Raw genomic sequence first — 9,186 nt, 5'->3', positions numbered from 1 at the left:
GCACACCCCTGACGGGGTGTGCGGGCCCGTCCTCGTGCGGCCCGGTCGGCTCAGGCGTAGGCGGAGGAGACCCCGGCCGTGGCGTCGCCGATGCGGTGCACGCGCACGGCGTTGGTGGAGCCCACGATGCCCGGGGGGGCACCGGCCACGATGACGATGAGGTCCCCCTCGGCGCAGCGGCCCATCTCCCGCAGGCGCTGGTCCAGGGCCTTGACCATCTCGTCGGTGGTGCTGATGAACGGTGCGTGGTGCGCCTCGATGCCCCAGCTCAGGGCGAGGCGGCGACGGGTGGCGTGCTCGGGGGTGAACGCCAGCAGCGGGATCGTCGAGCGCAGCCGGGACAGCCGGCGCGCGGAGTCGCCGGACTGGGTGAAGGTGACCAGCAGGGTGGCATCGAGCTGCTTGCCGATCTCCGAGGCGGCCAGGGTGACCGCACCGCCCTTGGTGTGCGGGGTGCTGCCCAGGGGGGCGATGCGCTCGGCGCCGTGGGTCTCGGTGTTCTCGATGATGCGGGCCATGGTGCGCACGGCCTCGTAGGGGAAGGCGCCCACGCTGGTCTCGCCCGACAGCATCAGCGCGTCGGCGCCGTCCAGGACGGCGTTGGCGCAGTCGGAGGCCTCCGCGCGGGTGGGGCGCGGGGCGGTGATCATCGACTCGAGCATCTGGGTGGCGACGATGACGGGCTTGGCCTGGCGGCGGGCCAGCTCGATGGCGCGCTTCTGGACGAGGGGGACCTCCTCCAGGGGCAGTTCGACGCCGAGGTCGCCGCGGGCGACCATGATGCCGTCGAAGGCGGCGACGACCTCGCGCAGGTTCTGCACCGCCTGCGGCTTCTCGACCTTGGCGATGACCGGGACGGTCACGCCCTCCTCGTCCATGATCTTGTGGACGTCGTCGGCGTCGGCGGCCGAGCGCACGAAGGACAGGGCGACCATGTCCACGCCCAGGCGCAGCGCGAAGCGCAGGTCCTCCACGTCCTTCTCGGACAGGGCGGGCACGCTGACCGCGACGCCGGGCAGGTTGATGCCCTTGTTGTTGCTGACCGGGCCGGGGACGCTGACGCGGGTGACCACGCGCGGGCCCTCGACGGCCGTGACGTCCAGGCCGACCTTGCCGTCGTCGATGAGGATGCGGTCGCCGACCGAGACGTCGCCGGTCAGGCCCTTGTAGGTGGTCGAGCACACCTCCTTGGTGCCCACGACGTCCTCGGTGGTGATGGTGAAGACGTCACCGACGGCGAGGTCGTGGGGACCGTCGGCGAACCGCCCGAGGCGGATCTTGGGGCCCTGGAGGTCGGCGAGGATGCCGACCGAGCGGCCGGTGGCCTCCGCGGCGGCCCGCACCCCCTCGAAGTTGGCCCGGTGGTCCTCGTGGGAACCGTGGCTGAGGTTCATCCGGGCGACGTCCATCCCGGCGTCCACCAGGGCACGCAACCGCTCGGGGCCGGCGACGGCGGGCCCGAGGGTGCAGACGATCTTCGCTCTGCGCATGGCACGACCCTATGCCGCCCGCGGGTGGGCGCGCTGGGCGGGGCGCGTCCGGGCCCGTGCGCTCGCCACCCCGTCACGCCGCGGTCACCGGCGCGTCACCACCGGGGGCCCCGGGGTGCGCGAGCGCCCGGCTGGTCCATGCTGGCTGCCATGACGACGGGAACGGGGACGGGACGCGACGACGTGGTGCTGGGGACCGCGGTGGACCGCGAGATCGACGAGCTGATCGAGGAGGGCGTGGCCGACCTCGAGCACGAGTACGCCGTCTACGTGCGCCTGCACGCGGACGCCGACTGGCCCGACGGTGCGCTGCAGGAGCTGGTGGCGGCGTTGCGCACCGCGCACCCGCGCATCGAGTCGGTGCACGCGCCGGAGCACGACGTGGTCATCAGCGTCGACGGGGACGGTCTGGACGCCGAGAGCGCCGCGCAGCGCGCGCTGGTGAAGGTGGAGGAGGCGGCGGCCGAGCGGGGCCTGGCCGGGCACGCGGCGGACGTCACGGTGATCAGCGACTCGGCGGTGTGGGTGTACGACCAGGAGACCGTCGCCGGCTGGTGAGCGCTCCCCCGGCCCGGTCCGCACCGGCGGCCGGGGACGGGGCGAGGACGGGGCGAGGACGGGGCGAGGACGGGTCCGGGTGGGCGGGTCGGTGGTGGGAGGAGCGGTGCGGGAGGGGGAGCACCCCGCGGTCGAGACGGTCGTGCCGCGCACCTGGGCGCAGCTGCAGGACCTGCTGTTCTCCGAGCCGTGGCCGCAGCGGGCGGGGCGCTACCACTCCAACGTGGTGCACCGAGGTCTGGCGTGCGCCGGGCACGGGCTGCTGACGTCGGTGCAGCGCCTGGGCCGGGTGGAGCGCGAGACGGACCTGCTGCGCAACTTCCGCAAGTACTCGCGGGTGCCGTTCGGGCAGCAGGACAGCGACTGGGAGTGGGTGACGCTGGCGCAGCACCACGGGCTGCCCACGCGCGTGCTGGACTGGACGTACTCGCCGCTGGTGGCGCTGCACTTCGCCACCGCGGACGTGGCGCACCACGACGAGGACGGGGCGGTGTGGAGCGCGGACTTCGTCGCCGCGCACGAACGGCTGCCCGCCCGGGTGCGCGAGGCGCTGCGGGAGTCGGGTGGTGCCGCGTTCACCGTGGACCTGCTGGGGCAGGTGGCGCCCACCCTGGCGCGCTTCGACGCCCTGGACGGAGAGCCGTTCATGGTGTTCTTCGAGCCGCCGTCGCTGGACGAGCGGATCGTCAACCAGTACGCCAGCTTCTCGGTGCTCTCCTCGCCGCACGAGCGGCCCGACGCGTGGCTGGCGCGCGCCGAGCCGCCGCTGGTGCGCAAGGTGGTGGTGCCGGCGTCGCTGAAGCCGCTGGTGCGTGAGCGCCTGGACCAGGCGAACATCACCGAGCGGGTGCTGTTCCCGGGGCTGGACGGGCTGAGCCGGTGGCTGACGCGCTACTACTCCAGCCCGCCGCGCTGGTGAGCGCGGCGGGCTGGAGCGGGACGCTCAGGCGGTCAGCGGGGCGGCGTCGGCGCGGATGGGCGCGGGCAGGGCGGTGTCGCCCATGAGGTGCTCGTCGACCGCCGCCGCGCAGGCGCGGCCCTCGGCGATGGCCCACACGATCAAGGACTGCCCGCGCCCGGCGTCGCCGGCCACGAACACCCCCGGGGTGGAGGTGGCGTAGCCGGGGGTGCGGCTGAAGCGGGTGCGCTCGTCGGCCGCCAGGCCGAGCTGGGCGACCAGGTCGCCGTGCTCGGGGCCGGTGAAGCCGATGGCGAGCAGCACCAGCTGGGCGGGCAGGTCCTGCTCGGTGCCCTCCACGGGGGTCCAGGCGCCGTCGACCTTGCGCACCTCGACGACGCGCAGGGCCTTGACGTGGCCGTGCTCGTCGCCGATGAGGGCGCGGGTGCTGGCGGAGAACACCCGCCGGCCGCCCTCCTCGTGGGAGGAGGAGACGCTGAACACCTTGGGCACGGTGGGCCACGGCTCGCCCTCGGAGCGCTCCCCGGGTGCCTTGGGGTAGATGTCCAGCTGGGTGACGGACCTCGCGCCCTGGCGCAGGGCGGTGCCGTAGCAGTCCGAGCCGGTGTCGCCGCCGCCGATGATGACGACGTCCAGGCCGGCGGCGTCGATGTGGTCGGCCGGGCGCGGCTCACCGACCGCGGTGCGGTTGGTGGGCGGCAGGTACTGCATGGCCTGGTGGATGCCGGTCAGCTCGCGGCCGGGCAAGTCCACGTCGCGCCACTGGGTGGCGCCGGTGGCGACCACGACGGCGTCGTAGCGCTCGCGCAGCTGCTCGCCGGTGATGTCGGTGCCGATGTCCACCCCGGCGCGGAAGCGGGTGCCCTCGGCCTCCATCTGCGCCAGGCGGCGGTCCAGGACGGCGCGTTCCATCTTGAACTCGGGGATGCCGTAGCGCAGCAGCCCGCCGATCTTGTCGTCGCGCTCGTAGACGGCGACGGTGTGACCGGCGCGGGTCAGCTGCTGGGCGGCGGCCAGACCCGCGGGTCCGGAGCCGACCACGGCGACGGTCTTGCCGGTCAGGCGCTCCGGCGGGCGCGGTTCCAGCCACCCGTTCTCGGCGGCGTTCTCGGCGATCATGACCTCGACCTGCTTGATCGTGACCGGCGGCTGGTTGATGCCCAGCACGCAGGCCGACTCGCACGGCGCCGGGCACAGCTTGCCGGTGAACTCCGGGAAGTTGTTCGTGGCGTGCAGCCGCTCGATGGCCTCGCGCATGTCGCCGCGGCTGACGAGGTCGTTCCACTCGGGGATGAGGTTGCCCAGCGGGCAGGCGTTGTGGCAGAAGGGGATGCCGCAGTCCATGCAGCGCCCGGCCTGGCGCTGCAGCTGCTCCTGGCTCTGCTTCTCGTACACCTCGCGCCAGTCCATCAGGCGCAGCGGCACCGGGCGGCGCGGGGGCAGTTCGCGGTCGCGGACCTTCAGGAAACCGCGGGGATCAACCATGGGAAGCCTCCATGATGCGGGTCAGCACGGCCTCGGAGTCCGGTTCCAGGCCGTCGCTGACGGCTTGGGCGCGCACCTGCAGGACGCGGCGGTAGTCCCGCGGGACGATCGTCGAGAAACGCCGGCGGGCGGTGCCCCAGTCGGCCAGGAGCTTGGCCGCCAGCGGGGATTCGGTGTGCTCGCGGTGGGCGACGAGCAGGTCGTGCACGCGGGCGGCGGCCTCGTCGTCCATCGGTTCCACGTCGACCATGTCGCGGTTGACGCGGGACTCCTTCAGGTCCAGCACGTGCGCCAGGCCGCCGGACATGCCCGCGGCGACGTTGCGCCCGGTGCGGCCCAGGACCACGACCTCGCCGCCGGTCATGTACTCCAGCGCGTGGTCGCCCACGCCCTCGACCACGGCGGTGGCGCCGGAGTTGCGCACGCAGAAGCGCTCACCGACCTCCCCGCGCAGGAAGAGGGAACCGGAGGTGGCGCCGTAGCCGATGACGTTGCCGGCGACGATGTCGCGTTCGCGCGAGCCGCTGGCGCGGTCCGGGCGCACCACGACGGTGCCGCCGGACAGGCCCTTGCCGACGTAGTCGTTGGTGTCGCCGAGCAGGCGCAGGGTGATGCCGCGCGGCACGAAGGCGCCCAGCGACTGCCCCGCGGAGCCGGTCAGGGTGATGTCGATGGTGCCCTCGGGCAGGCCCTGCTCACCCCAGGCCTTGGTGACCTCGTGGCCCAGCAGGGTGCCGATGGTGCGGTTGACGTTGCGCACCGGCAGCTCGATCTTCACCGGGGTGCCGTCGCGCAGGGCGGAGCTGGCGCGCTCGATGAGGACGTGGTCCAGCGCCTTCTCCAGGGCGTGGTCCTGCGTCTGCGTCTGGTGCAGCGTGGTGCCCTCGGGGGCGACCGGGGCGTGCAGGACCGGCGCGAGGTCCAGCCCGGCGGCCTTCCAGTGCGACACGGCGCGGCGGGTGTCCAGGACCTCCACGTGGCCCACGGCCTCCTCCAGCGAGCGGAAGCCCAGCTGGGCGAGGTACTCGCGCACCTCCTGCGCCAGGAACTCGAAGAACGTCACCAGGTACTCGGCCTTGCCGGTGAACCGCGAGCGCAGCTCGGGGTTCTGGGTGGCCACCCCGACCGGGCAGGTGTCCAGCTGGCACACGCGCATCATGATGCAGCCGGAGACGACCAGGGGTGCGGTGGCGAAGCCGAACTCCTCGGCGCCCAGCAGGGCGGCGACGACGACGTCGCGGCCGGTCTTCAGCTGCCCGTCGACCTGCACGGAGATGCGGTCGCGCAGGCCGTTGACGACGAGGGTCTGCTGGGTCTCGGCCAGGCCGAGCTCCCAGGGGCCGCCGGCGTGCTTGAGGCTCGTCAGCGGGGCCGCGCCGGTGCCGCCGTCGTGCCCGGAGATGAGCACGACGTCGGCCTTGGCCTTGGACACGCCGGTGGCGACCGTCCCGACGCCGACCTCGGAGACGAGCTTGACGTGCACGCGCGCCGCGGGGTTGGAGTTCTTCAGGTCGTGGATGAGCTGGGCGAGGTCCTCGATGGAGTAGATGTCGTGGTGCGGCGGCGGGGAGATCAGGCCGACGCCGGGGGTGGAGTGCCGGGTCTTGGCGATGTTCGGGTAGACCTTGTGCCCGGGCAGCTGCCCGCCCTCGCCGGGCTTGGCGCCCTGGGCGACCTTGATCTGCAGGTCGGTGGCCGAGGAGAGGTAGTTGCTGGTCACGCCGAAGCGGCCGGAGGCGATCTGCTTGACCTTCGAGGTCTTCTCGGGGTCGTACAGGCGCTCGACGTCCTCGCCGCCCTCGCCGGAGTTCGAGCGTGCGCCGAGGCGGTTCATCGCCACGGCCAGGACCTCGTGGGCCTCCTGGCTGATGGAGCCGTAGCTCATCGCGCCGGTGGAGAAGCGCTTGACGATCTCGCTGACCGGCTCGACCTCGTCGACGGGGACGGGTTCGCGCACGCCCTTCTTCAGCTGCAGCAGCCCGCGCAGGGTCATCAGGCGCTCGGCCTGCTCGTCCACGCGGCGGGTGTAGCTGCGGAACAGCTCCTCGTTGCGCTGGCGGGTGGAGTGCTGCAGCTGGAAGACGGTCTCGGGGTCGAACAGGTGCGGTTCGCCCTCGCGGCGCCACTGGTACTCCCCGCCGGTCTCCAGGCGGCGGTGGGCGCGCTCCTGGCCCTCGACCGGGTAGGCGATGCGGTGCCGGCGGGCGACCTCCTCGGCGAGGACGTCGAGGCCGACCCCGCCCAGGCGGGAGGTGGTGGCGGTGAAGTACTCCTCGACGAGGGTCTGCGACAGGCCCAGGGCCTCGAAGACCTGCGCGCCGCGGTAGGAGGCGACGGTGGAGATGCCCATCTTGGACATGACCTTCAGCACGCCCTTGCCGAGGGCCTTGATGAGGTTCTTGACCGCCGTGGCGGGGTCGACGTCGGGGATGACGCCGTTGCGGGCGAGGTCCTCGACGGTCTCCATGGCCAGGTACGGATTGATGGCGGCTGCGCCGTAACCCACCAGCAGCGCGACGTGGTGGACCTCGCGCACGTCGCCGGCCTCGACGACCAGCCCGACCTGGGTGCGCAGCTTCTGGCGCACCAGGTGGTGGTGCACGGCGGAGGTCAGCAGCAGGGAGGGGATGGGGGCCAGCTCGGCGGTGGAGTCGCGGTCGGACAGGACCACGAAGACGGCGCCGTCGGCGATGGCGCGCGAGACCTCCGCGCGGATCTCCTCGATGCGCCGGGCCAGTTCCGCGCCGCCGCCGGCCACGCGGTACAGGCCCTTGACGGTGTGGGTGGTGCGGCCCGGGTTGCGGCGGTCGCGGTCGATGTGGACGATCTTGGCGAGCTCGTCGTTGTCGATGACCGGGAAGGGCAGGACCAGCTGGTGGCAGTGCGCCGGGGAGGCCGCCAGGAAGTTCTGCTGCGGCCCGGCGATGGTGATCAGCGAGGTGACGAGCTCCTCGCGGATCGCGTCCAGCGGCGGGTTGGTGACCTGCGCGAACAGCTGCGTGAAGTAGTCGAACAGCAGCCGGGGGCGCTCGGAGAGCACCGCCAGGGGGGTGTCGGAGCCCATGGACCCGATGGGCTCGGCGCCGGCGCGGGCCATCGGGGCGAGGATGAGGCGCAGCTCCTCCTCGGTGTAGCCGAAGGTCTGCTGGCGGCGGGCCACCGAGGCGTGGGTGTGCACGACGTGCTCGCGCGGGGGCAGGTCGCCCAGGTGCACGACGTTCTTGAGCCACTCGGCGTAGGGCTGGGCGGCGGCGAGCTCGTCCTTGACCTCGTCGTCCTCGACGATGCGCCCGCGGGCGGTGTCGACGAGGAACATCTTGCCCGGGGCGACGCGGCCGCGGTTGACGACCGAGGCGGGGTCCAGGTCGAGCACGCCGACCTCGCTGGCCAGGACGACCAGGCCGTCGTCGGTGACCCAGTAGCGCGAGGGACGCAGGCCGTTGCGGTCCAGGACGCAGCCGATGAGGGTGCCGTCGGTGAAGGTGAGGTTGGCCGGGCCGTCCCACGGCTCGGAGAACATCGAGTGGAACTCGTAGAAGGCCCGGCGGGCCGGGTCCATCTCGGTGTTGTTCTCCCACGCCTCGGGGATCATCATCAGCACCGCGTGCGGCAGGGAGCGCCCGGCCAGGTGCAGCAGCTCCAGGACCTCGTCGAAGGAGGCGGAGTCGGAGCCCTCGGTGGCGCAGACCGGGCCCAGGCGCTGCACGTCGCCGGGGATGAGCGGGGTGCTCATCGTGGACTCGCGCGCGGCCGTCCAGTTGCGGTTGCCCTTGACGGTGTTGATCTCACCGTTGTGGGCGATGGTCCGGAAGGGGTGCGCCAGCGGCCAGGACGGGAAGGTGTTCGTGGAGAAGCGGGAGTGGACCAGGCCCAGCTCGCTGGTGAAGCGGCGGTCGGACAGGTCCGGGAAGAACGGCTCCAGCTGACCGGTGGTCAGCATGCCCTTGTAGACCATGGTGCGCGCCGACAGGGAGGGGAAGTACACGCCCAGCTCGCGCTCGGCGCGCTTGCGCAGCGGGTAGACGCGCCGGTCCAGGTCGATGCCGCTCTCCCCCGCCTCGCCGGCCAGGAACAGCTGCGCGAAGTGGGGCATGCAGGCGCGGGCCTGGGCGCCGACGAGGTCGGCCGTCACGGGGACCTCGCGCCAGCCGAGCACGCGCAGGCCCTCCTCGCCGGCCAGCTGCTCGATGCGCGCGACGGCCTCGGCGCGCTCGGCCTCGTCCAGGGGCAGGAAGGCGTTGCCGGCGGCGTAGGCGCCCTTGGCGGGCAGCTCGACGCCCTGCTCGGCCATCACGGCGCGCAGGAACTCGTCGGGGACCTGGGTGAGGATGCCGGCGCCGTCACCGGTGTTGGTCTCCGCACCCACCGCGCCGCGGTGGTCCAGGTTGCGCAGCGCCGTCAGGGCGTGCTCGACGATGTCGTGACCGGGCTCGCCGCGCATGGTGGCCACGAAGGCCACGCCGCAGGCGTCCTTCTCGTTGCGTCGGTCGTACAGGCCGGCGTCCGGCGGCAACGCGGAGAAGGGCAGCGGCCGCACGGACTGCGCGACCTGCGTGGCCTGCGCGGTGGTGTGCCCGGTGGTCTGCGCGGTGGTCTGCGCGAGGGGTTGCGTCATGCGGTGCACCGTCCTCGGAGAGAGGTCCGGGAGGACCTCGATGGACAGGGGGTCTCTCGACGGGTCTCTTCGAGCGTGGCCCCGCGCAGCCGCTGGCGACCGGCGCGGGGTCAGGGGCG

5 protein-coding genes are annotated in these 9,186 nt (G+C 72.9%); 2 read left to right on the top strand and 3 right to left on the bottom strand.

The features are described from left to right. Positions 1 to 50 precede the first annotated feature (50 nt). Complete coding sequence (gene pyk, locus ACRYR9_RS03785; RefSeq protein WP_432497532.1) at positions 51 to 1,490, bottom strand: pyruvate kinase; 1,440 nt, start codon at positions 1,488 to 1,490, stop codon at positions 51 to 53. Between the two features lie 150 nt (positions 1,491 to 1,640). On the opposite strand from pyk, the gene ACRYR9_RS03780 reads away from it, so the two are divergent. Next, a complete protein-coding gene (locus tag ACRYR9_RS03780) occupies positions 1,641 to 2,048 on the top strand; it encodes a hypothetical protein (protein ID WP_432497529.1) in 408 nt (135 codons plus the stop codon). 106 nt (positions 2,049 to 2,154) lie between these two features. Next, entirely contained in the window at positions 2,155 to 2,967 is an 813-nt protein-coding gene (locus ACRYR9_RS03775; protein WP_432497527.1) for an FRG domain-containing protein, read from the top strand. A gap of 24 nt (positions 2,968 to 2,991) precedes the next feature. Here the strand turns inward: ACRYR9_RS03775 and ACRYR9_RS03770 are convergent, their stop codons facing one another. After that, entirely contained in the window at positions 2,992 to 4,452 is a 1,461-nt protein-coding gene (locus ACRYR9_RS03770; protein WP_432497524.1) for a glutamate synthase subunit beta, read from the bottom strand. Next, entirely contained in the window at positions 4,445 to 9,067 is a 4,623-nt protein-coding gene (gene gltB / locus ACRYR9_RS03765; protein ID WP_432497522.1) for a glutamate synthase large subunit, read from the bottom strand. The genes ACRYR9_RS03770 and gltB overlap by 8 nt, the downstream gene beginning before the upstream one ends. Between the last annotated feature and the right edge of the window lie 119 nt (positions 9,068 to 9,186).

The sequence above is a fragment of the Kineococcus auxinigenes genome (assembly GCF_050871525.1).
GTDB lineage: Bacteria > Actinomycetota > Actinomycetes > Actinomycetales > Kineococcaceae > Kineococcus.
This window is presented reverse-complemented; position numbering and strand designations above follow the sequence as displayed.

Coding starts and splice junctions, on each gene's coding strand:
- ACRYR9_RS03780 (WP_432497529.1), top strand. CDS start 1,641: ATGACGACGGGAACGGGGACGGGACGCGACGACGTGGTGCTGGGGACC.
- pyk (WP_432497532.1), bottom strand. CDS start 1,490: ATGCGCAGAGCGAAGATCGTCTGCACCCTCGGGCCCGCCGTCGCCGGC.
- gltB (WP_432497522.1), bottom strand. CDS start 9,067: ATGACGCAACCCCTCGCGCAGACCACCGCGCAGACCACCGGGCACACC.
- ACRYR9_RS03770 (WP_432497524.1), bottom strand. CDS start 4,452: ATGGTTGATCCCCGCGGTTTCCTGAAGGTCCGCGACCGCGAACTGCCC.